Origin of the sequence: Paucibacter sp. DJ2R-2 (assembly GCF_025717675.1) — a bacterium.
Classification (GTDB): domain Bacteria; phylum Pseudomonadota; class Gammaproteobacteria; order Burkholderiales; family Burkholderiaceae_C; genus Paucibacter_A.
On record NZ_JAJIRT010000001.1, the window covers coordinates 539,047 to 564,277 of the forward strand.

General features: G+C 64.1%; 16 protein-coding genes. 6 read left to right on the plus strand and 10 right to left on the minus strand.

Annotation, left to right across the window (positions count from 1 at the left end; translation table 11 throughout):
* The first annotated feature begins 94 nt into the window (after positions 1–94).
* The 3 genes from LNV28_RS02430 to LNV28_RS02440 all read left to right on the plus strand — a co-directional run bounded on the left by LNV28_RS02430 (position 95) and on the right by LNV28_RS02440 (position 4,005).
* Entirely contained in the window at positions 95–2,704 is a 2,610-nt protein-coding gene (locus LNV28_RS02430; protein ID WP_263516665.1) for a hypothetical protein, read from the plus strand.
* Between the two features lie 10 nt (positions 2,705–2,714).
* Complete coding sequence (locus LNV28_RS02435; protein WP_263516664.1) at positions 2,715–3,143, plus strand: hypothetical protein; 429 nt, start codon at positions 2,715–2,717, stop codon at positions 3,141–3,143.
* 130 nt (positions 3,144–3,273) lie between these two features.
* A complete protein-coding gene (locus LNV28_RS02440; RefSeq protein WP_263516663.1) occupies positions 3,274–4,005 on the plus strand; it encodes a hypothetical protein in 732 nt (243 codons plus the stop codon).
* Between the two features lie 333 nt (positions 4,006–4,338).
* Here the strand turns inward: LNV28_RS02440 and LNV28_RS02445 are convergent, their stop codons facing one another.
* The 6 genes from LNV28_RS02445 to LNV28_RS02470 form a co-directional block, all read right to left on the minus strand.
* Complete coding sequence (locus tag LNV28_RS02445; protein WP_263516661.1) at positions 4,339–5,997, minus strand: AIPR family protein; 1,659 nt, start codon at positions 5,995–5,997, stop codon at positions 4,339–4,341.
* Positions 5,998–6,184: 187 nt separating this feature from the next.
* The gene (locus LNV28_RS02450; protein WP_263516660.1) at positions 6,185–7,993 is read right to left on the minus strand and encodes a PNGase F N-terminal domain-containing protein; all 1,809 of its coding nucleotides are present in this window, start codon (positions 7,991–7,993) and stop codon (positions 6,185–6,187) included.
* 52 nt (positions 7,994–8,045) lie between these two features.
* Positions 8,046–10,532, minus strand: a complete 2,487-nt coding sequence (locus tag LNV28_RS02455; RefSeq protein WP_263516659.1) for a glycoside hydrolase family 31 protein — start codon at positions 10,530–10,532, stop codon at positions 8,046–8,048.
* Positions 10,532–13,189, minus strand: a complete 2,658-nt coding sequence (locus LNV28_RS02460; RefSeq protein ID WP_263516658.1) for a beta-mannosidase — start codon at positions 13,187–13,189, stop codon at positions 10,532–10,534. Before LNV28_RS02460 ends, LNV28_RS02455 begins: the two co-directional genes overlap by 1 nt.
* The gene (locus LNV28_RS02465) at positions 13,186–14,745 is read right to left on the minus strand and encodes a tryptophan halogenase family protein (RefSeq protein ID WP_263516657.1); all 1,560 of its coding nucleotides are present in this window, start codon (positions 14,743–14,745) and stop codon (positions 13,186–13,188) included. Before LNV28_RS02465 ends, LNV28_RS02460 begins: the two co-directional genes overlap by 4 nt.
* A 156-nt stretch (positions 14,746–14,901) precedes the next feature.
* Complete coding sequence (locus LNV28_RS02470) at positions 14,902–18,036, minus strand: TonB-dependent receptor (protein ID WP_263516656.1); 3,135 nt, start codon at positions 18,034–18,036, stop codon at positions 14,902–14,904.
* 514 nt (positions 18,037–18,550) lie between these two features.
* Between LNV28_RS02470 and LNV28_RS02475 the strand changes: the two genes are divergently transcribed.
* The gene (locus LNV28_RS02475) at positions 18,551–19,567 is read left to right on the plus strand and encodes an ROK family protein (RefSeq protein ID WP_263516655.1); all 1,017 of its coding nucleotides are present in this window, start codon (positions 18,551–18,553) and stop codon (positions 19,565–19,567) included.
* On the plus strand, positions 19,564–20,304 hold the full coding sequence (locus LNV28_RS02480) for a copper homeostasis protein CutC (protein ID WP_263516654.1): 741 nt from the start codon (positions 19,564–19,566) through the stop codon (positions 20,302–20,304). The genes LNV28_RS02475 and LNV28_RS02480 overlap by 4 nt, the downstream gene beginning before the upstream one ends.
* Before the next feature lie 53 nt (positions 20,305–20,357).
* Here the strand turns inward: LNV28_RS02480 and LNV28_RS02485 are convergent, their stop codons facing one another.
* Positions 20,358–21,575: a pyridoxal phosphate-dependent decarboxylase family protein gene (locus tag LNV28_RS02485; RefSeq protein ID WP_263516652.1), complete on the minus strand. Its 1,218-nt coding sequence runs from the start codon at positions 21,573–21,575 to the stop codon at positions 20,358–20,360.
* Between the two features lie 285 nt (positions 21,576–21,860).
* Positions 21,861–22,385, minus strand: coding sequence for a cysteine hydrolase family protein (locus LNV28_RS02490; RefSeq protein ID WP_263516651.1), 525 nt, complete (start codon positions 22,383–22,385; stop codon positions 21,861–21,863).
* A gap of 128 nt (positions 22,386–22,513) precedes the next feature.
* Between LNV28_RS02490 and LNV28_RS02495 the strand changes: the two genes are divergently transcribed.
* Positions 22,514–23,488: a helix-turn-helix domain-containing protein gene (locus tag LNV28_RS02495; protein WP_263516650.1), complete on the plus strand. Its 975-nt coding sequence runs from the start codon at positions 22,514–22,516 to the stop codon at positions 23,486–23,488.
* Positions 23,489–23,654: 166 nt separating this feature from the next.
* On the opposite strand, the gene LNV28_RS02500 is transcribed toward LNV28_RS02495, so the two are convergent.
* Together LNV28_RS02500 and truD are read right to left on the minus strand one after the other, a co-directional pair.
* Complete coding sequence (locus LNV28_RS02500; protein ID WP_263516649.1) at positions 23,655–24,005, minus strand: DUF1428 domain-containing protein; 351 nt, start codon at positions 24,003–24,005, stop codon at positions 23,655–23,657.
* Between the two features lie 138 nt (positions 24,006–24,143).
* Positions 24,144–25,169, minus strand: a complete 1,026-nt coding sequence (gene truD, locus LNV28_RS02505) for a tRNA pseudouridine(13) synthase TruD (RefSeq protein ID WP_263516648.1) — start codon at positions 25,167–25,169, stop codon at positions 24,144–24,146.
* Between the last annotated feature and the right edge of the window lie 62 nt (positions 25,170–25,231).

Consider the following 25,231-nt stretch of genomic DNA (forward strand, 5'->3'; position numbering starts at 1 on the left):
TCTTCAAACGCCCACACGGCGGGTGACGAGACAGCGAACGGACAAGGCCAAGTTCTCGCTCTTGCAAGCGCCCCTCTGCTTCAAGGGACAAATCATGAAGCGTGTATTGAGTTTGGCCGCACCCGCGCTGGGAGCGCTCATCGCTGGGTGCAGCAGCTTGCCGTTCGGCCAAGTCGCGAAGTACGACGCCACGCCCCACGCGGCGGTTGGCACGATCACGTTGTCCGATGCCAAGGTCTACAGCCGCGAGACCCTGATCAATGAACGGACCAAGGAAGTTGCCCGCCTTCAAAAGCTGATCGACGGCGTGGACCAGCAGGAATTCAAGCCAGACATTGTGCGAGAGACCGAGCTGATTACAGCTTTCGCCGCGTCGCTCGGGCTGCGCAGCGACCCAGCAGCCGGGCTGACGGCGCGCAGGGCAAAAGAGACGGCCGACGTGCAGCAGGAGATCTCGACGCTGCAACTGCAACTGCAGCTCGAGCAGCTGCGCAAGGACGCGGAGTTGCTGCGGTCCAAGCTGCCTGAGCAGACCGAGCCGCTGAATAAGGAACTAGGGAAGCTGGCTGCCGACAAGCCCGCTGCTGCCGCAAGCGGTGTCACGGCACCGTCGGTTGACTACCTCTTGGGCAAGATTGACGCGACGCTGCTCAGCCTGAGGGAACGCTTCAACGCCGAAACCAAGCCCATCGCCCAAACGGCGGCTTCCTCCAATCCCTTCGACACGTTCCGCGACCGCCAGGCCTACCTTGACATGGTCCGCAGCGCGCGCAATGCCAGCGCATTGGATGAGTTGCATGACCTGGGCAACGCCGCGCTGATGCGCATCAACCTGCAGGCGGCAGTGATCCCCGACCCAAACTATCCGAAGTCGCTTGGTGCAGTTGAGGTGGTGGTATCCGAGGAAACTTTCAACAACGATGCGAAATCCGCCTTCCTGCGCGAGTGGATGGACCACATCAACAAGGATGGTCCAGCTCGGACAGCACAGCTTTTCAACGACTCGTCAGACGCAAAACGCCTGAACCGCGCCGGCAAGGTGGTGTTCTTGGCGGTCGGAGGCTATGAGTACGCATTGCCGCGCAGTGCGCCTGCTGGCCAACCGGACGCGCTGCTTGCCAACCTGCAAGCGGCGAGTTGGTCCACCAATCCAGATCAGCGTGCCTCCCGCGGCCTAATGTCTGCTCACCAGGTCGCTGGCGGGTCCAAGGCGCCGATCTTTGCGGCCCTCTGCGATACGACCAAGGGCAGCAGCCTGCCAGCCAGGGAGCAGGCGCAGCAACTCGAACTCCAGGACGACGCCTACCAGGCTGAAGTTCGGGTGCGAACGTTCGAGATCGCGACCTGGCTTGACCAGAGTCAAACCTCGCGTGGTCAGGGTCCCTTTGCGCTCGACGCAGCCAAAGGGCACGCCGACGCGACGGACTTCCTCAAGAGTCTTAACGCCATTCTCACGGGCATTCCGGAGTGCGCCGGCTACAGCAGCCGATTGACGAAGCTCACCAGCGCTTTCGCGTGGGGGCAGTTGTTCGAGCAGCTCGACAAGGCATCCACCAAAGGCAAGGCCCGTGTGTACGAAGTGGGGCCACGCGAACAGGTACAGCAGATGTCCACCGTGGCTCGTTCAGCCAGCAGTCTGATGCTCGCGGCCACGGTGGCGGCGAACTCTCCATCTTCGGGGACTGCCGCTGAGGCGGCTCTGGCCTACTCACGCCAGGCCATGGGCCGAGCAACGACCCTGGAGCGAATCCCGTCAGTGGTCGGCTACTCGGTGGGTGGCCAGCAGACCTTTGGCTGGGTGTTTGGTCCGCGGGCATGGCTCGATCCGAAAGGCAGAATCGATGTCGAGCAGGCGCTGAAACCGTACGACTTGTCTGTCGACCTTTCAGTTCCGACCTGGTGGCCGACCCTCAAGTTGAAAGTCACCTCCGTATGGGGACCTTCGCCGCAAGACTTGGCATATGGCAGTCTGGCTTCGTCCGGTCGCGGAACGCGGCAGTTAGAGATCCCGATGGTGCGCCGAGCGCCGGACTACGACTGGTTCACGTACTCGATCATAGGCGTACCGAGCCGGGCTCCCAAGATCGATTCCATCGTCGGCGGCGGTCCGATCAATGCCTGCAGTCCAACCACGCTGCTGATAGGTGGTCGCAACCTCTGGCGCACAGACAAGGTGATTGTGCTGGGGCAACTGCTCGACGCTAACGCCGTCACGATCGCACCGGACATGGACGGCATCATCGTCAACGTCCCGGCGGTTCATCCGATTGCCGCACCGGGAGCGCTGGATGCCTTCCTCCATATCGTCACCCCGTTTGGGCGCGATAGGGTGGCCGTTGACTACCAGAAGGATCCGTCTGGCGAAGGCTGCAAGCCCAAGAAAGCTGAGGCTGCGGCAGATCCGACCAAGCCTGCCATTGCGGGTGTGCTGCCTAAGCCGTTGTACTTCATCGTTCCTTCCGACTTCACGATCACGGCCACCGGCACAGCGCTGGACAAGATCACGCAGGTCACTTTGCACAATCAGCGCGGGGATCTTGTGGAGCCGCGAACTGCCACAAGCCTGCAGGTCTCGTTCACGACTGCACGTACCGGCGGCATTCCCCCGGGTAAGAACATCGAGCTCATGTTCTACACCAAAGACAAGGACGGCAAGGTCGTGAAGGTGGGGGACCCGATTTCGGTCCGGATCACAAAGAAGTGAGGAGGCTCCCGTGAACAACATTGATTCCGGCGTGGTGCGCCGTCGAGACTCTGGCGTGTGGGAGATCGTGGACGGGGCTGAAACAGTGCTGGCCCGATACAGCCACGCGGCGTTTCCGGACATCGTCGCGGGTTCTGATGTCTATTTCGTGCGCAATCCGGCAGACGGGAGGGCAGCCATCAACGTCCAACCGGTGATGCTGGTCGACGAAAGCGTGGAGGCGGCCGCACCGACCAACGGCTACAACAGCTCGGCTGAGGCCAGGCTACGCAGCTTCATCATGGATCGATTGCTGGCTGCGACAAGGCTGGCCGGCGACCCAAGGAAAGCCATCCTCCGTGAGTTAGCTGAGACCATGGACGAGATCAAGTCGGCTGCCGAGAAATCGCGCTCGAAGAAGGTCACCCTCGTACTGCTGACGTCCCTGAGTATTCCCTGATCGCCTGAGAAGCTTCCTCTCGGAGCGACGGCGGCATTACTGGTAACGCGGTGCGCCAGCCAGATCGTTTTGTACTGGCCTGCTTTGTTCGCCGCCGCTGGCGGTCATCAAACACATGGAAGGATTTAATGTGGACATCAAATGGGATTCTGCTGATTACGGAATTGAAAGCACCTACCGCAGCCTCAGATATTTCGCAGCTATTTCCCTGATTCTTATGCCCGCTCTTATTCCACTCGTCAGTGGCGTGCCACTCCAACAATCTCTGAGCGCCTACTACTTCGCCTTGCCCGACGGTGGCACTCCGAGAACGCTGTTCGTGATGTTCCTGTCCTTTCTCGGGTGCATACTGCTTGCCTATCGCGGCCTTACGCAACTGGACAATTACATCCACAACCTCGCAGGCGTGTTTTCTCTTGCTGTTGCCCTCTTTCCTATGGCTTGCCTCCAAAAACATTGCATTCCTGGCTTAGGACCAACTTGGATTCATGGACTCTCTGCAGGACTGATGTTTGCCGGCGCCCTCGCTTCGGTTGCATATGCGGGCGGCAAACCATTACGAGACAAGCTCAACGAGGTAGGTGATCAGAAGTTGATCGACAGACTGCTGCAAATTCGACTATTGTCTGGCGGTTTTATGTTGGTCGGCATCACAGCATTCGTCTATGGCGCGATCGAAAAACTCGATACCCCCTATGTCTATTGGGTCGAATATTTGGGATTTGCTTGGTTTGGAATCTATTGGCTTCGTCTAATGATTTTGATTGACGACTTGAACACGAAAGACGATTCGGCTCCAGAAGGTGCTTCGCGGACCTTGCGACTTCACGCGGCGAAAGGCGGGAAGGCGCGCCTGCCGTAGCGCCGGTGTCGCTCACTGCAGCGGCTGGCCTTTTGCCGGCCGGTAGAACGGCCGTAAGCGGTCAGCCAAATCATGTTGACTTCGTGCGCCGAAGTCGCAGTCCTGAAGGAGTACTCAATTCGTCTAAGTAATGTACAGCGGCCGGAATCGCCAATCCGACGGCACCCGGAACACCAGACGCGAGACCAGGCCTTGAATTTCAAGGTCTGACGCTGCAACGGGATGACGCCGCGCGAGTACCGAGCTTGGGCCAACTGAGGATTGACGAGGGTCAGGTCATGCTTTCAGATTCAAGGCCTGACCTCAACTCCCTGACCCCAACTCCCCGTTCGCTCAGGCATTACCCGCGAGCGCCTTGCATTTGGCGAGATTCTTGAAAAGGCTTGCCGGATATGAGTCGGCAAAGTCTGATTTCACCAAATCGATGACTCTCTCGATCGTAGCCTGAACAGCTGCTTGAACTTCGCCCTCACTTCTCGAAAAGGGTTTCGAGCTTGCGTACTCGAGCCTTCTGAGGGCGGCCCATTGAATGAACCGATTACCATGTACGCAAATCAAGTTCTCACGCCCAGAGTACGTCGAGGTTGTGGCAGCAAGTGCCTGATCAACGATTCGCATTGCCTGAACCGCCTGCCACACCATCGGTCCTGTGACGCCAGAGTTGAAGAGTTGCTTATAAGGAGCTTTAGATAGGTCCTCCCAAAGCTTGCCAATCTCGCGCTTCGCTTGAACCGCAAGAGTCACGTCGATGCTTGAACAGGCCAACGCGACAGTTGCCTCAGCTAGGTCAAATCGCTTTGCTGCGGTGCCCGTGCTTGCCCCAGATTTGTAGGCGTACTCGACACCTTCGATGTGCAACTCTTGGCGAATTCGCTCCTGCTGTGGATCCAAGGCAACAAAGTCGCGCTTCTCGATCGCATTCTGCGTGTTCGTGAATCGAGTAACTTCGGATGCGAACGGATCCGCGCTTTTCGCACTCGAAATGATTCTGACTGGCACCATCGCTTTGGCCACAGCCTCAGCATTCTGAGTCGCAGCCGCAAAGATGGAGCCCACGGTCTGTGCTCCGTTCACAACGCAAAAACCCGTGCACTCAAAGATTGCAGACTCAGAGGAATTTCCCCCAATGGGTTTTTTGGCCACGTCAGACGCGACAGCAGTAATTCCGTTATTGAAGTACCAAAAGTCTTCAGGTCTTTGCACCAATGTGTCAACAATATCTTGATTGACGGCGCTGGTCCCAAGAAACTGCCTCAGGTTCTTCTCGAACAGGCGCGGTCCGTTCGCTTTCATCCAGCCAGCGACGTCAGCAGCGCATACCTGTCCATACACCGCAAAGTGCGGCTCTCTCACCTGACCCCAGCCATACAGTTGCACTTCAGCAGAAACGGGGGCTCCGGCTAGCCCCGCCGCAACTGCCTTGTGCAGTTCGCTCTGCTTCAGAACTCGTAAGAACATTAGTTCGGAGGTGTCGTTTTGGGTTTCTACGTACGTGCTTAGCGCCGCCTCGACCTCTTCACTGAGCTCTTCCTGTCCTGTATGAGCAAGCACGAGCATGAACTTTGCGTTCGCGTCGAACAAAGCTCGCTCAATGTCGGCCCTCTTCGTCTGCACTCGCTCATTGAGGCCGTCTAGATTGTTGTCAAGCACCTTCTTTACACCCTCAATGAACTTGAGCACTTCGCCAAGTTCCATTGAGCCATGGCCGTCCTCATGCCATTTGGTCTGTACAAGGTAAAGCGTTAGCTCAGCAGCATTGAAATAAATGAGGTCGATGCCACCATCCTTCGAGCCATCAGTAATCGCCGATCCGAGTTCTGCGATTGGAGTCTCGGTCATATGGGAAGCAGCTAGTGCCCCCAAGCCTCGGGTCAAAAATGCCTTTTTTACTTGGCTGGTGTCTGAGTGATGCGCGTAGTCACTCATGTCGATGCGCCCCTTCAAGGTCGTCGACAGATACCCCTCGATTTGCGTAACGTGCAGCTTTGACATGGTGCCCCCTCGTCTTTAACTCGGAAGTATTGCAGATCAAGTCGCCGTGACCCGGCTATTGATCACACAGCATCCAAGCGCCAGCCTTACGGCCAGGCGAGGACCAGAGGATCAGGCCCAAAGAACTCGAGGCGAAACTTGGCCATTCAACAACCAGAGGAGCCCGAAACACCGACCAAGTGCAGCCTCACTCCCACACCAACACCCCCGACACATTCCATGAACTGAAACTCGTCCCCTCGCGCGGCCCTTGCGGAATCCGCACCGTCATGCGGTGCCGCCCGGCTTTCAAGTTACCGAGGTCGATGTAGATCGGGTTGGTTGCCGTTCCGGGGCACCAGTTGGAGCGGCTGATGTCGGAGGAGGACAGGCCGTCGTTGAAGTTGCCGGAGGCGGGGTTGAAGAGGCGGAAGGCGCCGCAGTCCTGGCGCCAGGGGACGAAGGAGAACACCTCTTTGCCGTTGAGAAGGATGGTGTTTTTCTTGGGCACGAATTCGTCGCCGTTGGTCCAGCCGCCGTGGCCGGTGCTGATGTAGCGCAGGCGGGCGTTTTTGAGCGGGCGGTCGAGGGTGAAATCCACCTCCAGGCCCTTGGGCTTGTCGAACATGGTGGCGTAGTCCTGCTCGGCCATCTCCATCACATTGGTGGTGTTGAACAGCGGGATCAGGCGCGGAGCTGAAGAAGAAGAAGCCGAAGAAGCCGCTGCACCCGTGCTCGGGCTCACCGGCTTGGAGAACATGGCGGTGGCGGCGTCGCTGGGGTGGATGGTGAGGTTGAGATCCAGCTTGTGGCCGCCCTTGTCGTAGTTGCCGATGAACACGCCCAGGGCCAGTTGCTGGCCCGAGAGGCGCTGGGCCAGATCGGTGATGTCCATGCGGTAGGGCGCGGCCTCGTGCCAGGTCTTGCCCTTGAGCTGCAGGTGGTTGTAGTGCTTGACGCCAAAGGGCGTGAAGAAACGCATCAGCTCGATCAGGGGCGCATAGTCCTCGGTGGCGACCACGCCGCGGTAGGTCCGGTCATTGCCGTTCTGATAGGCCGGCAAGGCGGCCACGCCGCGCTGCAGGCCGTCCAGGAAGGTGCGCGTGGCCTTCTTTCCCTTCTCTGGATCCTTCGTGCCCAGCGGGATCACAAAGACCGAGCCGGTGCGGTCATACGCATCGCCGTTCGAGCGGGCGAGAAGATCCACAAACACCTGGCTGCCCGGCGCGATCTCGGGCAGCTGCACGGTCTTGAGCACCACTGTACCGTTTGCGTAACGGGTCACGCCCTCGCGTGGCTCGCGGTCCTCGCCCGAGAAGTTGACGATCTGGTCCTGGAACACCGGAATGGTGGTGAAGCGGCTGCGCCAGACGCGATCTTTGTAGCTGAGGCCGTCGAGCAGCGGCGCGGCCTCAACCTTCCCACCCTGCGCCATCTCGGCCAGATCCAGGCCCTGGAAGGGCTCGATCTGCGTGGCGCTGATGACGAAGTTGCCGTTGCGCACCAGCTCCAGCACCAGGCCCAGCTGGTGGCCCAGCACGGTGGGCGCGCCGGCCGCGGGCAGCTCGGTCGTGTACCAGAGCTCGATGGTGTTGGAGTTCACCACCGTCTTGGCCTTTTTGCAGCGGTAGCCGAGGATGGTGCGCGTCTCCTCGCTGAACTCGTAGCTTTGCTTGGGCAGCGATTCGCGGTCCAGGGTGGCGATGCCCTCCCCTGGGCTCAGGCGCGCCAGCTGCAGCAGCTCTTGCGCGGCGGGCTTGATGAACTGCTGCTCGAAGGGAAAGCCGGCCTTGCCGGCCAGGATGGCCTCGGAGCTGATCAAGGCCTCGCCCTTGGCGGCGAACACCCAGATCGGGTCCTGGCCTTCGACCGGCTTGCCGTTGTAGCTGCGCTGGTAGCGCAGCTTCCAACCCTCGGTGGGCGCGGCCAGCACCAGGCTGGGCGCCAGGGCTGCCAGTGCGGCCAGCAGAACGCCGGCCAGGCGGGCTTTGTTGAAGATCAGGCGTGTCGTGCGCATCGTTGTCCTCATTCTTCTCGTCTTGTTGCTCTTGGCAATCTGCCCGCTCGCCTCAGTGCGCCAGCCGGATCTGGTGCAAGCCCTCGTCCGCCCCAGCGGGCAACTCCAGCAGCAGCCGGCCCGCCTCAGCATCCAGCGTCTGAGCCGGCAATGGCAGTCCGTCGAACGCCCAGGTACGCGTAGGCACTGCGCCCCCCAAGCCCAGAATCTCCAGCCGCGCCAGCCGCTGAAATCCGGCGTTCGGGGGCAGCTCCAGCGTCAGCCCCTGGCCATCCTGGCGGACGCCGATGCGGCGCGACGCACCCTGGCGATAGCCATAGCCCTCACCGGCATCTTGAAACACCTCGCTGTGGCCAGGGCCGCCCCAGGCCACGGTCAGAGTCAGCGGCGCCGCGCGCATCTCGCCGGTATGCTGCAGCGGCGCCTGCGTGGGCACGGCGGCGCCCACGCGGACGAACAGGGGCAGGCGGTCCAGCGGCGCGGCCACGGTGGCCTCGCTGCCGCCCTCAAAGCGGCGGCCGGTCCACCAGTCCAGCCAGGCTTCGCCGGCGGGGAAGTAGACGCTGCGCTGGCGCTCGCCCTCGCGCAGCACCGGCGCCACCAGCAGGTCGCGGCCGAGCAGGAACTGGTCGTCCACCAGGCTGGCGCGCACATCGCGCGGGAAGTTGAACCACAGCGGCCGCAGCGGCGGCAAGCCGCTGCGCTCGTTCTCCTCAAACAAGCTGTAGAGGTAGGGCAGCAGGCGGTAGCGCAGCTCGATGGTGGCGCGGTTGATGCGCTCGAACTCGGGGCCGAAAGCCCAGGGCTCGCGCGGCGCCGAGACATCGTTGGAATGCGTACGGAAGAAGGGCGTGAGCACGGCCGCCTGCAGCCAGCGGCTGTGCAGCTCGGCGCTGGGGCTGCCCATGAAGCCGCCGACATCGGCGCCTACAAAAGGCACGCCCGAGATGGACAGATTGCTCAGCATGGGGATGGTGAGCGCCAGATGCGTCCAGGTGGGCGAGTTGTCGCCCGTCCAGACCGCCGCATAGCGCTGCACACCGGCCGCGCCCGCGCGCGTCAGCACCATGGGCCGCTGCTCGGGGCGCAGGCGGCGCAGGCCCTCGAAGCTGGCGCGGGCCATCTGCAGGCCGAACACATTGTGATAACGCGCATGATCACCGGGCCGGCCGTCGCCGGCATGGCGAGCGTCCAGCGGCAGAGTCTTTTGCGGGCCGAGCGAGATCTCGGGTTGCTTGAAGCCATCGGGCGCGAACACGCCCGGCTCGTTCATATCGTTCCAGAAGCCATCGACGCCCAGGTCCAGCGGCGCGGCGTAGAGCTGGCCGAACCAATCGCGTGCGGCAGGCGAGGTGAAATCCGGGAAGGCGCAGATGCCGGGCCAGACCTTGGCGTGCAGCTCTTGGCCATCGGCGCCGCGCATGAACACGCCGGCCTCGCGGCCGCTGCGGTAGATGGCAAAGCCTTCGTCGCGCTTGATGCCGGGGTCGACGATGGTGACGGCGCGGAAGCCCTGCGCATGCAGCTGGCCCAGCATCTCGCGCGGCTGCGGGAAGGTGCCGGGGTTCCAGGTGAAGACGCGGAAGCCGTCCATGTGGTCGATGTCGAGGTAGAGCACATCGGCCGGGATCTGGCGCTGGCGGAACTCGCGCGCCACGCTCAGAACTTCATCCTGCGTTTTGTAGGACCAACGCGACTGCTGGTAGCCCAGGGCCCAAAGCGGCGGCAGCGGGCCGCGGCCGGTGAGCGCGGTGTAGTCCTGCAGCACCCGGGCCGGGCTGCGATCCGGGCCGCCGGTGAAGACGAAGTAATCCAGCTCGCCACGCGCCGAGCCGAAGCGCCAGCGCTGCGGCTCGGTCTTGCCCATGTCGAACCAGCTGCGGCTGCTGTTGTTGAGGAAGACGCCGTGGCTCAAGCCCTGGTGCAGGGCGATGAAGAAAGGGATGGCCTGGTAAGACGGGTCGTGGCCGGGCGCGTAATCGGGCACGTCGGCGTTCCACATCACCAGATGCTGCTGGTGGCGCGAGAGCGGCAGGGCTTTTTCGCCAAAGCCGTAGTAGAGCTCGTAGTCGTCGCGCCGCTTGCTGGCCTCCACACTGCCCTCTTGGGCATCAAACATCGTCGGTCGTGCCGGATCATCGGCGCTGATCAGGCGGCCGGCGCTGTCGAACACGCTCAGCTGCAGCTCAGGGGAGCGACGGATCTGCACCCGCGTGCCGCTGGCCGAGCGCAGCTCCAGCAATTGCGGGCCGATGCGGCGCAGCTCCGCCTTGGCTTGCGACGGCGACGCGCTCAGCGCATAGCTGGCCGTGTCGGGCTCGAAAGGCGCGCCGCTGGGGCTGATGCGCACGCGCAGCACCTCGGGCGTGACGAAGCTGATGCGGGCCCGGGCGCCACGCGCCAAGCGCAGGTCCACGCCGTCCTCGCGCGGGCTGATCTGCGTGACCGGGCCGAGGCTTCGTTGCGTCGCCTCGGCAGGCAGCGGTGCGAGCACGGCGAACAGCAATGCCGTTGTGCACAGGGGATTCCACAAGCTCATCACAGCGCCGCACTCCCGAGCACACGCAGGCGCAGGGCGCGCTGCAAGTCTTCCACATTAGCTTTGCTGTTGAGTTTGAGGCGCAGCGACTCGCCCGGCAGCAGAGTCAAAGCGTTGTCAGCCACATCCACGTCCAAGCCCTCGAACTCAATCCAGACGCCACGCGCGAGACTGCGCGCTTGCACATGCAGCTGCAGCTCTCCGCCCACGCGCTCGACCTGGGCCTGCAGGGCTGAGGCTTGTGGCCAGGCCAGGTCTTTGGCGGGCTTGAAATACACCACGCTGCGCGAAGGCGGTTCGCCCTCGACCTGCAGCTCAAACACGGCCACGGCGGAGGCCGGGTCGGCATCGCCGAGCAAATCGGCATCGGCATAACGAGTGAGCAGCTGGGACGAGAGCGGCGCCAGGGTCAGCGCCTGGCGCTCCTCGAGCAGGGTGCGGCCTTGCAGCGTCATCACGCGCAGGCTCAGCTTGCCGCGCCTGGGTTCCGTGCGGTCGTTGATGACATGCAGCCGCGTCTGGCCAGAGGCCTCACGGAGCGCTGCCACAGTCACCGGCGCGAAGAAGCGCCGAGCCTGGAAATGCAGCGCCTTCCAGCGGCCGACATGGTCGATGCTGGACCAGGACGCGCCGGGCCAGACATCGTTGAGCTGCCAGTACAGCGAGCCCATGGTGAAGGGCCGGCTGGCGCGATGGTGCAGGGCGGCGAGCTGGATGCCCTCGGCCTGCATCAGCTGGCTGCGGTAGATGAAGTCGCCAAAATCGCGCGGCTCGCCGAACTCCTCGCGGATGTATTTCACCAGCCGCTCATTGCCCTGGCCGGCCATGAATTTCTGGTGCGCGGTGATCAGCGGCGCGCTGATGCCCTGCGCACTGCGCGGCGCGAACGCATCCACCGTGGCCTGCACCGGCCAGGCCTGCAGGCCGTACTCGGACATGAAGCGCGGTGTGATCTCCAGGTACTTGCTGACCGGGTGGGCCGGGTTGCCCCAGACCTCCCAGTAGTGCATATCGCCGCTGGCGGGCGTGTTGGCCACCTCGGCCAGGTCGTCACCGGGCGAGCTGGACCAGTAGGCGATGCCACCGCCCTCCTCGGCCACCACCTGGCGCAGATCGCGGCCGAAGAGCTGCACATAGCCCTGCCAGACGCGCTCGGCCAGGGCCGGGTCGGCGGCCTTCATGTCACGGCCATGGCCCCAGTATTTCCAGGCGATCTCCTGCTCGTTGTTGCCGCACCAAAGCACCAGGCTGGGGTGGTGGCGCAGGCGCTGCACCTGCTCGCGCGCCTCGACCGCCACATTGGCGCGGAAGGCCGGGTCGTAGGCCGGCTGCATGCCGCCGCCAAACATGAAGTCCTGCCAGATCATCAGGCCCAGCTCATCGGCCAGGTCGAAGAAGGCCTCGCTCTCGTAGTAGCCGCCGCCCCAGCTGCGGATCATATTCATGTTGGCATCACGCGCGGACTGCATCACCCGGCGCAGCTGCACAGCACTGACGCGCGACTGGAACATATCGAAAGGAATGGAATTGGCACCCTTGGCGAAGACAGGGATGCCGTTGACCTCGAAGTGGAAGCCGCGGCCTTGCACGTCGGGCTCGCGCTTCAAGGCCACGCTGCGCAGGCCGGTGCGCTGGCTCAGCGCATCGATGCGCCGGCCCGCTTGCAAAACCTCCAACTCGTAGCGGTACAAGGCCTGCTCGCCATAGCCGTTAGGGAACCAGCGCCGCGGTTGCTCGACCTGCAGGGGCAGTTCGATTTTCTGCAGGCCGGCCTCTGTGGCCTGGCCCCGCCGCTCGGCGGCCAGCTGGCGGCGGCCATCGGGGGCGGTCTGCCAAAGACGCAGCTGATAGCCCCCCGCACGCGCCAGCTCCAGCGTGGCGATGGCGCGCAAGCGGGCCCGCTCGGCCGTGACTTCATCCTGCAGCAGCTGCAGCGATTCGATGCGCAGGCCGCTCCAGCTCTGCAGGGTCACCGGCTGACTGATGCCGGCGGTGACGTAGCGCGGGCCCCAGTCCCAGCCGTAGTGGTAGCCAGGCTTGCGGACGAAGTTGCCCGTCATGGCATCGGGCGGCTCGTCGCCATAAGGCGAGGGGTAGTTGCCGGCCAGCTTGACCGGCATGGCCTGCACCTGAGGGAGGAGTTTGGCGATGGGCGAATGGAAGACGATGCGCAGCTCATTGCCAGACGCGCGCAGCAAGCCCTGCTGCACCGGCACGCGCCAGCGGCGGAAGGCGTTGTCGGCACGGAGCAAGGTGCGGCCGTTGAGCTGCACCTCGGCGTACGTGTCCAGGCCTTCGAAGACCAGCTCCTGGCGTGCCTGCGCCAGCTGAGCGCGTGGCACATCAAAGCGCGTGCGGTACTCCCAGTCGGCCAGTCCTATCCATTGCAGCGCAGCCTCGGGCGCGCCGACATATGGATCGGGGATCAGCTGGGCGGCCAGCAGGTCGGTGTGCACCGTGCCGGGCACCTGGGCCGGGCGCCAGGCCGTGGCTGCGGCATGGGCGGCAGCCTGGTTGCTGGCGGGGCTGAGGCGGAACTGCCAGGCTTGGGTGAGGGGCAGCAGGTCGGCGGCTGAGGCGGGCATGGCGAGCAAGAGAGGCATGAGCAAGGCAGCCATGAGCAAGGCCGGGCGACGAAGCAAGGTCCGAAACTTCATGCGGCCCTCCAGTAACGCTCAATCCACTGCTGGTGGGTGGGCATGACGGCCACGGCGTCGCTCAGGATGTGGCGCGTGCCTTCCACGAAAGCGTGCAGGCGGTCTTCGGGCATGTCGTCGACGATGGGGTGGTAGCTGCGCGGAAGGATGCGCTGGCCCAGCATCACTTGCACCCAGCTGGGCAGGGCGAAGAAATCCTCGCCGTGGCGGAAATAGCGGCCGTCGGCGCGGAACAGGTCCATGGCCTCGCGCAGGCTGTCAGGCACGGACATGGTGCGGCAGTCGTTCCAGAAATCGGAATCGTCGCGCTCGGTCGCGTGGTAGTGCAGGATCAAGAAGTCGCGCACGCGCTCGTACTCGAACGCGGTCTCGCGGTTGAAGCGCTCGGCCAGCTGCGGGTTGAACTCACGACCCGGGAACAGGCTGAGCAAGCGGCTGAGGCCCGATTGCACGAGGTAGATGCTGGTGGATTCCAGCGGCTCCAGGAATCCGCTGGCCAGGCCCAGGGCGATCACGTTCTTGTTCCAGACCTGCTTGCGCATGCCGGTGGTGAAGCGCAGCAGGCGCGGGTCGGCCAGGGGCTTGCCGTCGAGATTCGCCATCAGGGTGGCGGCGGCCTGGTCCTCGCTGAGGTGCTGGCTGGAGAAGACATAGCCGTTGCCGATGCGGTGCTGCAGCGGGATGCGCCATTGCCAGCCGGCGGCCTGGGCGGTTGCGCGGGTGTATGGGGTGATCGGATTGGCGCCTTCGCAAGGCACGGCCAGGGCGCGATCGCAAGGCAGCCAGTGTGACCAGTCGGTGTAGCCGGTCTTCAGGGTCTCTTCGATCAGCAGGCCGCGAAAGCCCGAGCAGTCGATGAAGAGATCACCCTCGACGCGCTCGCCGCTTTCCAGCTGCACGGCCTCGATGAAGCCGTCGTCAGTGCGCTGCAGGGCGCGCACGATCTTGCCTTCGATGCGCTGCACGCCGCGGCGTTCGGAGATCTCGCGCAGAAAGCGCGCGTAGAGGCTGGCGTCGAAATGGTAGGCATACGCGATATCGGCCAGCGGCGAATCCGGCGCCGCCGAAGGGTCGCCGGGGATGAACTTGCCCTGCGGTGCCATCAAGGTCTGCAGCGAGTAGTCGCCAATCGGCCCGGCCCGGCCGGCCAGGAATTGCTTGAGCCAGAACTGGTGAAAGGGCAGCGGCCCGCGCGAGCGGCCGATGACGCCGAAGCCGTGGGTGTAGCGGTCGCCGATGCGGGCCCAGTCGCGGAACTCGATGCCGAGCTTGACGGTGCCCTGGGTGCGGCGCACGAACTCCGTCTCGTCGATGCCCAGCATCTGGCCGTTGAACATGCGGATGTGCGGCACGCTGGCCTCACCGACGCCGACGATGCCGATCTCCTCGGACTCGATCAAGCGCACCGAGGCCTGCCGGCCCAGGTAGGTGGCCAGGGTGACTGCGGCCATCCAGCCGGCGCTGCCGCCCCCGACCACCACCACGCGGCGGATGCGCGCGTCCTGGGCTGGATTGCTGATGCTGAGGCCCTTGTCGAGACTGCTGCTTTCACTCATGCTTGAAAACCCTCCTGCCGGGTCAGGGGCGCGGCACACGCACACACAAACACACAAAGAAAAAGGTCGGCCCTGGGTTGCAGCCCATGCCGACCGGTGGCCCCCTCACGAGGTCAGCGCGAGGGGTCGAGGAACATCGTGCAATTGGCCGGTGCGTCAGTACTTGTAGGTTAGGCCCACATAGGCAATGCGCCCGGCGTAGCTGTTGCCATAGAAGCGATCCTGCGTGTCATTGCCCAGGTGCGAGCGTGCTTCCTGCTTGGTCAGGTTGAGCACCGAGGCCGTGAGGCTCAGCGCCTTGCTGACGTTGTAGGCGGCATTCAGGTCGATCTGGCTGTAGGGGTCGGAGTAGACATTCAAGCCGTTCATCAGACCGCCCACCACCACACCGCGGCGGTTGTAAGAGGCGCGCAGCAAGTACTGGTCGTTGCCGTAGAACACGGTCAGATTGCCCTGGTTCTTGGCGCTGCCGACCAGAGGCGACTTGCCGATCACCTTGCCGTCGGCCAAGGTGATCTCGGCCTGGTTGGTCTTGTTGTAGGTGTAGTTGAACTGGAAACCCAGGCCGAAGTCCAGGGTGTGCTGGCCGTACAGCTCGATGCCTTGCGAGACGGCGTCGCGGCCGCCGGCGCTGGTGGCGTAGTTCTGCACGGTGACGCTGGTGCCGCCCACGTCCATCACCATATCGCGCACCACGGGCACCGAGAAGTTGCTGACGTTCTTGCGGAACAAGCCCGCGCCCAGCACCGAGCCGCGGTGGAAGTACCACTCCAGGCCCAGGTCGTACTGCGTGGCCTTGTAGGGCTCCAGGCTCTTGTTGCTGCCCTGGCCGAACCAGCCCACCTTGTCGGCGCCACCGATCAGGCGACGGTCGTTGACGTATTCCTGGCTGTAAGACTTGAGGCCACCGGGCGAGGCGATGTCGCCGTAGCTCGGGCGGGCAATCACCTTGGATGCAGCGGCGCGCAGCAGCAGGTTCTTGCTCAGGTCATAGGCCAGGTTGAGGCTGGGCAGCACATCGGTGTAGCTGCGGTCCAGCGAGCTGACCACGAAGGACGAGACATGGCCGGTGGCCGGGTTGCTGTTGCTGTCCGGCAGCTTGGTGAAGCCGCTGACGCAGCCCGAGCCGGCCGGGGCGCCGGTGGCCGGCAGGCCGCCCGGCAAGCAGGGCGCGGGGTTGCCGTCCGGGCCGTCGAAGAAGTAGTCGTTGTAGTAATCGACCTGGTCCGTCGAATCGGCATGCTGCTTGGTGCGCACCAGGCGCAGGCCCACATTGCCGCGCAGGCGGTCGGCGCGGATGTTTGCCTGCAGGTAGGCGGCCGTGATTTTCTCGCCCACGTTGTAGACGAAGTTGTTCTCCTGGCGGGTCTGCATTGCACCGTAGGTCTTGTTCAGGTGCGCGATATAGGCCGGGTAGTCGATGGCCGGGAAGGCGCTGGCGCTGAGGCCGCCGGCCAGATTGCCGAGCGAGTCACCGTAGAGGAAGGACGGCAGGAACTTGGACGCCGTGGCGTCGCAGCCGTTCTGGAAGCGCTTGTCGTAGTTGGCGGGGTCCGCACCCTGGCAGACCCAGTAGTTGTTGCCGGTGCTGCGGCGGGTGCCGCCATCGCGGGTCTTGAGGCCGAACTGCAGGGAGTCGAGCCACTCGCTGTCTTGCTGCCAGGTGAAATCGGCCTGGGCGTATTTCTGCTCGGTGCCGTTCTTGGTCCAGGACGAGGAGGTGGAGCCGAGGTCGATCTCGCCAATGCCCTTCTGCAGATTGGCCATCAGCTCGGGCGCAAAAGTCATGGTCGGCGTGCCGACCAAGCTCCAGGCACTGGCGGTGTTGCCCATGGTCCAGCTGCCGTTGGCGTTCTGCATGCGCGGCTTGATGGGCATGGAGAACTGCATGTCCGGGCCGCCCTTGGCCCAGGTACGGCCGAGCTTGAAGCTGGCTTCGATGCTGTCGCCCTTCCACTCGGCGGTGAGGTCGGCGGTCTGCGACAAGGCCTTCTCGCGGTTGTAGCTGCCGGTGATCTGCGGCGTGGGCACGGTGCAATCGTCCGGGCCCCAGCCACCAGGCTTCTGGCCGCCGGCAGCTGCGGCGCCTTCGCTGCAGTAATAGGTCTTTCCGGGGTGGGCGCTGTACTGGGCGCCAGTGACGATGGTGCCGCTGGGATCGAAGGTCAGGCGGTCCAGCAGGCGGCCGGTGGGCCAGTTGCCGTCACCGTCGTAACGGGCCAGGTTCCACTCGGGCACCTTGAGGATATTGGTCTGCGAGTTCTGCGACAGATTGAAGCGGAAGTAGTTGCCGGTCAGGGTCAGCCGGTCGATGGGCTTGGCTTGCAGGGTCAGCTGCCCGCCTTGGCGCTCACGCTCTTCGCTCTTCACGTTGAGGTTGACCGAGGTCGGCATCATGAAGTTCTTGTAGTACTTGCCGCTCTGGTCGTAGAAGCCGGACTGGCCCCACCAGTAGCTGCTCATGCCCGAGGGCTTGCCATTGACATCGGTGGCGGGGTTGGTCTTGTAGTTGTCGCCGTACCACTGCCAGTTTTCGGTGCTGGCGCCCATGGTTCGGGTGGTGCGCTTTTGCTGCGTCACACCCACCAGCACGCCGAAGCGCTTGGCCTCGTCATGCCAGGCGTACTGGCCGGAGAACTGGCCATCGATCTTGTTCGTGGTGTCGGCCGAGGTGCCCTCGGCAGTGAAGAAGCCGCTGTTGGACTTCATGTCCAGCGGGCGGCGTGTGTGCAGGATCACCGTGCCGCCGACGCCGCCTTCATCGAGGCGCGCTTCCGGCGACTTGAACAGCTCGGCGCTGGACAGCATGTTCGCCGGCATCAGCATGTAGTTGAAGGAACGGGTCGGGTCGCCGTTGGACTCGGCCGTGGCGATGTAGTTGCCGTTCAGCTGGGTCAGGGTCAGCTCGGACGAGAGCCCGCGCACGCTGACGTTCTTGCCCTCGCCGCCGCTGCGGTCCACCACCACGCCGGGCACGCGCTGCAGCGCGTCGGCCACGTTCTTGTCGGGGAACTTGCCCACGTCTTCGGCATTGACCACTTCGACGATGGCATTGGCATTGCGCTTCTGGTCGAGGCTCTTCTCGATCGAGCTGCGATAGCCGGTGACGACCACCGTGTCCATCTGCGCCGGTTCGGCCTTCTTGTCGGCGGGCTTGTCGGCCACAGCGGCCTGCGCGTGGGCGCTGCCGCCCAAGGCCAACAAAGCGATGCCGACCGCCGTGGCAATCGGCGTCTTGGCGGTGAAGGCCCAGCGACGCTGTCGTGATTCGTGCGTGTTCTTCGATGTCATGGTCTGTCTCCTGATCTTGCCCAAGGGCGGGCTTTGTTTTGCGGAAGCCGGGCCTCGATCGCCTGTGTTCCAGACGGCATGCCCCGCTACCCATTTCGAATTGGCTCGGACGCCCTGGCGTTCCTTGACTTGAACGCGTCGGACCCGCCACCGTGAAGCTCGATGCAAGGCTCAGCGCCAAAACCCGATCCGGGTTCGCAGGTTGATGTCGGGTCCTTGTCTCAGGCCGCGTCGTGCGCAGTTTCGGGAGAACCCTGAGGATTTACTAAACGACTAAAAGACCACCTGCTTTTCGCTGGGTACTGCATTCCACCCAGGTAAATTTATACAAAGGAAGCCAGCACGGCTCAACAAACTTTCAATGTTTGGATTCAGTTTAGTTTTGTTTAGTAAACGAAACGAGGCGGGCTTGCGACAGTGGCCGAAAACGCCGTGCCGGGCCTGGACTGCGCGGCACGCCCGGTCCTAGACTCCGCGCCGAAGCGACCCCGCCCACACCAGGAGTTCCCGCCGCATGAGCCCGACCGAAGCCCCTTGCCACACTGCCCATGCCGCCAGTCATGCCGCCGCGGGCGAGCTCCTGGTGGCCGACATCGGCGGCTCGCAGCTGCGCCTGGCGCGCTACCTGGGGGGCAGCCGCTGCGAGCTGATCAGCACCCTGCCGACGCCGACGCAAGACTGGGCGGATTTCTGTGCCACGCTGCGCACGGCCGTGAAAGGCGTGGCCGGGCGGACCCGGGGCTTGTCGATCTCGATCGCCGGCGTGGTAGTGCCCGACACCGGCCAGGTGGTGGCCGCCAACATTCCTTGCATCCGAGGGCGCCCTTTGGCCCAGGAATTGGCCAGCCTGCTGGGCATGCCGGTGCAATCCAGCAACGATGCCGATTGCGCCGCCCTGGCCGAGGCGCGGGTGGGCGTGGGCCAGGGCCATGAGGTCGTGTTCGGCGCCGTGCTCGGCACCGGCGTGGGCGGCGGCCTGGTCGTGCGCGGGCAGCTGGTGCAAGGGGCTGGCGGCCTGTGCGGCGAATGGGGCCATGGCCCCAGCATCAACGAAGCCACCTTGCTGAACGGCGCGGGCCAGCGCGTGCACCTGCCACGCTTTCGCTGCGGCTGCGGCCTGAGCGGCTGCGCCGACACGGTGGGCGGCGCCCGCGGCCTGGAGCGCCTGCACCTGGCCCTGAACGGCGGCGCGGCGCACAGCAGCCATCAGATCCTGACCGACTGGCAGGCCGGCGAGCGCGCTGCCAGCGCCACCGTGGCGGCTTATGTCGAGCTGCTGTCCGGCCCCTTGGCCCTGGTTGTCAACGTCACCGGTGCCAGCGTGGTGCCGGTCTGCGGCGGCCTGAGCCGCTCGGCAGAGCTCATCAGCGCACTCGATGCCGCCGTGCGCCGGCAGATCTTGCGCCGCAGCCGCAATGACAGCAAGGACTGCGATCAAGCCTTGCTGCGGCCCAGTGTCTTGAACGACCAAGCCGGTCTGATCGGTGCCGCCTTCGCCTTTGAGCACGGTGCTGCCGAGGTGCGCGCATGAGCGTCTTGCTGGAAGTCTGTGTCGACGACATCGCCGGCCTCGACGCCGCACAGAAAGGCGGGGCCGACCGCATCGAGCTGTGCAGCAGCCTGGGCTGCGGCGGGCTCACGCCCTCGGCCGGCTTGATGGCCGAAGCGGCGACGCGCAGCCTGCCCGTGATCGCCCTGATCCGCCCGCGCAGCGGCGGCTTTGTCTACAGCGAGGCCGAGGCGCGCATCATGTTGCAAGACATCGCCCTGGCGGCGGAGCTGGGTCTGGCCGGCGTGGCCATCGGTGCGCTCACGCCCGAACGCCAACTCGACCGGCCGCTGCTGGAACGCCTGATCCGCGTGGCCAATGGACGCCTGCAGCTGACCCTGCACCGCGCCTTTGACCTGGTACGTGACCCGGGTGCCGCGCTGGAGGTGGCCATCGCCCTGGGCTTCCAACGCGTGCTCACATCGGGCGGCGCGCCGAGCGCCTTGGCAGGCAGCGCTCAGTTGGCCGCCCTGGTTCGCCAGAGCCAGGGGCGCATCCGCATCCTCGCCGGCAGCGGCATCCGCCCCGACAAGGTGGCCGCCTTGCTGGCCGCGACGGGGGTGCGTGAGGTGCATGCCTCTTGCCGCCTGCCCGCGAGCGAAGCGCCAGCTGCTGAGTTGCTGGAGTTTGGGTTCAGCGAAGCCTTGTCGCGGCAGACCTCAGCCGAAGAAGTCAGAGCGATGCAGCAGCAGATCTCAAGTCAAGAAGATCGCATCTGACGCAGGGCCGTCAAACCCAGCGGAGACAGGGCTCACGCTGCAATTCACTGAGGTCAATCGGCGCGCGCAGGCAATGCCCCCTGAATGGCCGCAATCAAAAGGCTGATATCTGCACTCGGATTGGCTGCGACATTGCGGAACCACCGCACACCCGCGATGGAGGTGGTGGACGTGGAACCCACCGGCAGTTGCTGCAGCACCTGCTCAAACAGGCTTTCGTCTTTCAGACGCCAAAGCACGACGCCGGTTTGGGGTTCCGCATAGAGCTCAAGGCGCTCATCGGCCGCGACAAAATCTCTCAAGCTGCGAGCGAGGTCCATGCAGTGCTCAATGCGCTGAGCAATTCCTTCGCGTCCCCAGGCAAGCAGCGTTGCCAGAAGGGCTGTGGCCACGGCGCCATGGGAACCCAGAACGCCGACATTGGGCGTGGCAAGGTAGGCACCACCGAAGCTCACTGCCGCATGGGCTTTCGCCGTGTCTTTGAACAAAACCAGCGCGGACTCTTTGGGTTGAAACAGCCACTTGTGCGCGGACACGGCCACGGAATCTGCCGCCTCGATGCCGGCCAGTGAGTCGGCGTATTTGCTCAGTCGCAATGGGCCTGCCCAGGCCGCATCGACATGGGTCCATGCGGCCCTGCCGGCCAGATGAAGAGGGTCAATAGCACCGGTACTGGTCGCTCCGGCTGTGAGCACCAAGGCAGACTGACTCAAGTCGGCCGGCAAGCGCGCCGCGTCCATCGAGCCCTTGGCGTCTATGGGCACGCTCTGGTACTTCAGACCCAAGAGATGCGCCGCTTTTGCAATGGAGAGATGCGCGCCCGCCGATGCGATCACCTCCGTGATGCCGGCACATTCGCGCGCGGCCCACAAGGCGGTCAAATTGGCCACGCTTGAACCCGGCGTCATGTGCCCGCCGTTCATGCCAAAGAATGGCGCCAGCCATGCCACGACCTGCTCTTCGATGCGGCGAGCCACAGGTGCTGTGGCTGGGTGAAGCAGGTTCTGATTGAGCGACGCGTTCCACAGCGTCATGGCCCAAGTGATCCAGGGCGTTGGCGGGTCCATGTGGGCAAATGACGTGGCTTCGCCCAAACGCGCGGCGCCGCCAAGGATGCTCGGGGCAAGCAAATGCAGCGCAGCCCTTGAGCCCATCCCGACCTGCGGCAGTTCTGAATCCAGGGATAGCGCCGTCGCGCCGCTGAAGTCACGACTCATCAACTCGACGGCCTGATGCAAACCGTCCGAGTCGAGTTGAAATTCTTTGTCCATGCTGCTTACCTCAAGTGCCACCGATAACTGAGATTCAGTTGCCCGCCCATTCGCGCCGGCTTGCACGGCTTCTAGGGAAGCTCTGCATAAATCGGGGCGAGACGATGTCGTGCGGATCGGGATGGGCTGCAAGGCGCAGTTTGAAGCCAATAGCCGTAGCTATTGGCGAAAATCGCAACGCCGCAGACCGCCCGAGGCCGCGCTAGCAGCGGCCGGGCTGATTTATGCAGAGCTTCCCTAGGACTTGCGCCGAAACCGCCTGCTCCACGTCCCAGTGTTCGGCGATCAAGCCCCTATCGACCCGGAAGATACCAGTCGAACACGGGTCGACAAGGCATGCAGGGCGATGGCATGGAGCATCTCGCTGACCGTGGTGCAGGCATCGGTGAGCACCGTCACGCGCTCGTAGGCATCGGCTTGGCGAGACAGGGCCGTGTGGGTCACGCAGTTCTGCGTCATCATGCCGCAGAGCACCAGTTCGGTGACGCCCAGCGCCTGCAGTGTCGAGTGCAGCGTGGTGCGCTCAAAGCTGTCGGCGAAGTGCTTGACCACCACGGGTGCCTCCGGCGCGGCCGCCAAGATGCGCGGATGAATCTTCACGCCTTCGGTGCCGGCGTTGAAGAACGGGGCGATGCCCTGGCTGGCGTCGGCCACGTGCTGCACATGGATCACCGGCAGGCCTCTTGCTTGCGCATCGCGAATCGCCTGCTCGACAGCGGCCAAAGTGGCCTCGGTGTTGGCAAGCGGGAATGCGCCGCCAGGAAAGTAGTCGTTCTGCAGATCGATCAGCAGCAAGGCTGGTTTGGACATGGGAGTTCTCCGGGGCAATGAGTGAAGTCTTCATTCTTGCGAGAACAGGTGCAGCTGGCCATCGACCCGAAAGTCAATGATCGGTAAAATCGGGCCAACTTGCTTCTACTTCCCATTCATCGATGCCCATGAGCTCACCCGCCGCTGGACCAGCGCTGCGTCGCCGCGTGGCGGTGGTGGCGTTCGAAGGGATCAGCCCGTTTCATCTTTCGGTGCCCTGCGTGGTGTTCGGCGAGGGCCTGGCGCCGGACAGTCCCTTTGACCTCGTCGTGTGCAGCGTGGACCCGGCACCTGTGCGAACCAGCGCGGGCTTTGCCTTGACCGCTTTGCCATCGCTGCGCGCCCTGCAGAAAGCCGATGTGGTGATCGTGCCGAGTTGGCGTGACGTCAACGAGCGCCCGCCGGAGGCGCTGCTGCGCGCCCTGCGTGCCGCTCATGCGCGTGGCGCCCTCATCGTGGGGCTTTGCTTGGGCAGCCATGTGCTGGCCGAGGCGGGTCTGCTGGCAGGTGGGCGGGCCACCACCCACTGGGAGTACGCCCCGCTGTTTGCCCAACGTTTCACCGACGTCAAGGTGGAAGCAGACGTGCTCTACGTCCAGGAGGGACGCGTGCTCACCTCGGCCGGCACTGCGGCCGGCCTCGATGCCTGCCTGCATCTGGTGCGGCAGCAATTGGGCGGCGAGCGGGCCAATCAGTTGGCGCGGCGACTCGTGATCCCACCGCACCGCGAAGGGGGGCAGTCGCAATACATCCAACAGCCCTTGCCCAAAGCCCGCACCGGGACTCGGCTGGGCCGACTGATGGACGAGGTGCGCGCCCGGCTCCATGAATCGCACAGCCTGGACTCCTTGGCTCATGAGGCCGGCCTCAGCCGCCGCACCCTCACCCGGCAGTTCAAGGCCTTGACCGGCACCTCGGTGCAGGTCTGGCTGCTGGCAGAGCGCGTGCAGCTGGCTCAGCGCCTGCTGGAGCGCGGACCGCTGAGCATCGAGCGCGTGGCCGAACAGGCCGGCTTTGGCTCCGCGGAGTCATTCCGCCTTCAGTTCAGGCAGTCGGTGGGCGTGTCGCCCAGTCAGTGGCGAAAGACCTTCGCAGCGGTCTGAAGGCCATCGAGAGCAAGGCGCCCCTCAGGCTCGCATCCATTTGCGTGACTCGGCGCCCCACCGCTCTCCTCGTGCTCTCCCCGCGCTCACTGGCAGGCGGCGTCGCTATGGCGGCCCAAATCGGGCCCATCATCGGCGTTAGCGAACCCGCCACGCCGCTAGCGACTCAGACCTCTGAGACCACCTCGAACCCGCCAAAGATCATCCGCTTGCCGTCGAAGGGAGGCTCGCCAGCGGACTGCATGCGCGGATCGGCCATCACCTTGCTCCAGGCTTCGTTGCGCAACTCGCGCGAGGGCCAGGTGATCCAGGAGAAGACCACCGTTTCGTCGGGCCGGCACTGAACGGCCATGGGCAGCGAGGTCAACTTGCCTTCCGGCACATCGTCTCCCCAGCAGTCGACGACACGGCTTGCTCCGTATTCTTTGAAGATCTGGCCCATGGCCTGCGAATGCGCCACAAACTCCGCGCGCCGGGAGTTGGGAACGGAAGCGACGAAGCCATCGACGTATGCCATGTGAGTTCTCCGGTGAATCCGCAGGGCCGATGGCCCCGCTGTCGGTCGGCCTGGCGCTTCACATCGCCAAGTGCGGATGGCAAGCCTAACTGAAAGCCACCCCAAGTCCAACGCCAAGCCCGTGCGGCAACGCGATCGTCATTCAGCGGCCGCAGGCTCGTCGCTCTCGCTGTGCCGCTCTGGCTCTGTGGCCTGGAGGATTTCGCTCAGAACGGAGGTGGCGTAAGTCCCGGCAGGCAAAGAGAAGGTGAGCACCAGTTGATCGGATTGCGGCCACTCCCATGTCATGTCCCCCGGGCACGCCACCAGGGCGCGGCGGTCCTGATCCAGACCGGCGTGTTCCATGCCGTCGCACAAGAGGGCGTGACGTTCAGCCACGCCGTTTTCCAAGGCCTGCGCTTGATCGCTGGTGCTCACGCGGCCCCGGCCCCAGAGCGGCCCGGTCGGCCGGCCGGCCTCGTCCATCACATCACCGGGCAGGGTCTGGCCCCAGAGCCCTTGCTGAATGCGCAGCGCCAGCACCTCATTGAAAACAAAAGAGCGCACCGCCGACAAGTAGATGCCCTTCTTCTTTGGGTTGCGCACGCGAATCTCGCGCGCCAGCATGGCCCGGCCCTGCTCGACGTTGCCGCCGTCATGGCCGAAACGCTGAGCGCCGAAGTAATTGGGAACGCCCTGTGAAGCGATCGCCTGCAGATTGACCTCGATCGCGTCACGATCACCCGCGAGCTCACGCAGCACGATGCGAAACCGGTTGCCTTGCAAATCGCCGGGGCGCAGCTTCTTCACGTGGCGGCTTTGGCTCAGCACCTTGAACTCAGGGTGCTGAAGCTGAGTCAGGTCGGGCGTTTCGCCCTTGGGCAGATAGATGCTGAACCACTGTCGGGTGACGGCGTAGCGGTCCTTGAGGCCGGCATAGCCCACATCCCATTCCTGCACGCCGGCGGCCGCGGCCAGCTGCTGGGCGACGAAGACGGTGTTGGCCCCATTCTTCTCGACGTCCAGCCAGATGTGTTCGCCCGCACCGGAGGGCAGCTGCAGCGGCAGTTCGGTCACGATGAAATCCTCGTTGAGGAGCTTCAGCGTGGCGCTGACGCCGCTGGCCGGATAAGCCTTGGGCCACTGCGGCAGGGTCGTGTAGGGGGATTGAAGAGCGTCGGTCATGAGCAGTTTGACGGCACCAACTGGCGATAGAGGCAGGCTGTCCATCCGACCAGGGGCTGTCG

Coding starts and splice junctions, on each gene's coding strand:
- LNV28_RS02470 (WP_263516656.1), bottom strand. CDS start 18,036: ATGACATCGAAGAACACGCACGAATCACGACAGCGTCGCTGGGCCTTC.
- LNV28_RS02450 (WP_263516660.1), bottom strand. CDS start 7,993: ATGCGCACGACACGCCTGATCTTCAACAAAGCCCGCCTGGCCGGCGTT.
- LNV28_RS02475 (WP_263516655.1), top strand. CDS start 18,551: ATGAGCCCGACCGAAGCCCCTTGCCACACTGCCCATGCCGCCAGTCAT.
- LNV28_RS02430 (WP_263516665.1), top strand. CDS start 95: ATGAAGCGTGTATTGAGTTTGGCCGCACCCGCGCTGGGAGCGCTCATC.
- LNV28_RS02485 (WP_263516652.1), bottom strand. CDS start 21,575: ATGGACAAAGAATTTCAACTCGACTCGGACGGTTTGCATCAGGCCGTC.
- LNV28_RS02480 (WP_263516654.1), top strand. CDS start 19,564: ATGAGCGTCTTGCTGGAAGTCTGTGTCGACGACATCGCCGGCCTCGAC.
- LNV28_RS02445 (WP_263516661.1), bottom strand. CDS start 5,997: ATGTCAAAGCTGCACGTTACGCAAATCGAGGGGTATCTGTCGACGACC.
- LNV28_RS02495 (WP_263516650.1), top strand. CDS start 22,514: ATGAGCTCACCCGCCGCTGGACCAGCGCTGCGTCGCCGCGTGGCGGTG.
- LNV28_RS02490 (WP_263516651.1), bottom strand. CDS start 22,385: ATGTCCAAACCAGCCTTGCTGCTGATCGATCTGCAGAACGACTACTTT.
- truD (WP_263516648.1), bottom strand. CDS start 25,169: ATGACCGACGCTCTTCAATCCCCCTACACGACCCTGCCGCAGTGGCCC.
- LNV28_RS02460 (WP_263516658.1), bottom strand. CDS start 13,189: ATGAAGTTTCGGACCTTGCTTCGTCGCCCGGCCTTGCTCATGGCTGCC.
- LNV28_RS02500 (WP_263516649.1), bottom strand. CDS start 24,005: ATGGCATACGTCGATGGCTTCGTCGCTTCCGTTCCCAACTCCCGGCGC.
- LNV28_RS02455 (WP_263516659.1), bottom strand. CDS start 10,532: ATGAGCTTGTGGAATCCCCTGTGCACAACGGCATTGCTGTTCGCCGTG.
- LNV28_RS02465 (WP_263516657.1), bottom strand. CDS start 14,745: ATGAGTGAAAGCAGCAGTCTCGACAAGGGCCTCAGCATCAGCAATCCA.